The organism is Peribacillus huizhouensis, from assembly GCF_014138605.1.
Classification (GTDB): Bacteria; Bacillota; Bacilli; order Bacillales; family DSM-1321; genus Peribacillus; species Peribacillus huizhouensis.
In genome coordinates this window covers 1-1189 of the sequence record NZ_JACJHX010000058.1, presented here as the reverse complement: position 1 = coordinate 1189, position 1189 = coordinate 1, and the positions used below count along the sequence as shown (strand labels likewise).

Here is a 1189-nt window from a genome sequence, read left to right as displayed (position 1 = left end):
TTAAACCAGCTAATAGATTGTCAATAAAAATCTTTTAAATTAAAAATCACTTCATGCTATACTAAAAATGAACAACTCAAATAACCCTCCGAATCTAATTTGGAAGGTTTTTGTTGTATTTGAAAATATTGTTACTAAATGGTTTCTTGGAACGGTGTTTTCGTTTTTAACATTGCATAAATCCAGTGTAAAAGCTTATTAGCGCAAGCGATAATAGCTACTTTGTATGGTTTACCTTCTTCGCGTTTCAAGTCGTAGAAGGCTCGTAATCTCTTATTTCGTGCTATAGTTTCGTCAGTTGTTTTCTTTTTCCGGCTATCACGTATAGAGCAGCGAACGGCTGTATAAAGCATACGGCGAAGCCTAGCTGAGCCACGTTTGGTAATATGATTTTTTGTACCTTTAAAGCGTCCTGATTCAAACACACTTGGATCAAGTCCTGCAAAGGCAACTAACTTTTTGGGATGACTAAACCGATCAATTTCCCCGATTTCAGAAATAATCGTTGCAGCGATTTTTTCACCTATACCGGGAATTGTTTGGAGTAGTTCATATTCTTCAAGTTGTACCGCTAACTGATCAATCTCACGCTCCAACGTAGAAAGTTGTTGGTGGTACGCTTGAAGTAAATCTATATACATATTCAGACTGACAAGAAGGCTATGATAAAGGGTTGATTGAAATGGGTTGCGTTTTGCAGCTACGATTAATTCCTCTGCTTTTTCAAGCGCCCAATCAAATGAACGTGCTTTACAATACATATTAATAAACTGTGCAATTTCTTCGACACCAGCTATTAAGACAGACTCGGAGGTAGGGAAGGTTTGTAAAGTTTTTAATGAAATTTCGGCATATAAGTTCCCAAAAACACCTTTGTATTCAGGGAATATTTGATCTAATATAGCTTGGAATTGAAGCTTTGTTTGAACCATAATTCCCGTCATATTTTCATGTTGTCTTGTTAGATGCCGAAGGTTTAATAATTGAATACCTCGCTTTTTCTGAGGCTCTAAATCCTCTTTGTAGTACATCTCACCTAAGTGATAAGCATCAATGGCATCTGTTTTCGTTTTTCGCAAATTAGAGCTTTTTGCTCGATAAGATACGAGTGGATTTACGATGATGACAATGTACTCTCTTGCTTCTAAAAACTGTACAACTGGGGCATGATAGTGACCTGTCGCTTCTA

General features: G+C 36.8%; 1 protein-coding gene. It reads right to left on the bottom strand.

Annotated features, from left to right (window positions below):
* Positions 1-134: 134 nt before the first annotated feature.
* Positions 135-1189 (bottom strand): IS110 family RNA-guided transposase (locus HNP81_RS23595; RefSeq protein ID WP_182504193.1); only part of this gene is annotated, 1055 nt, incomplete at its 5' end.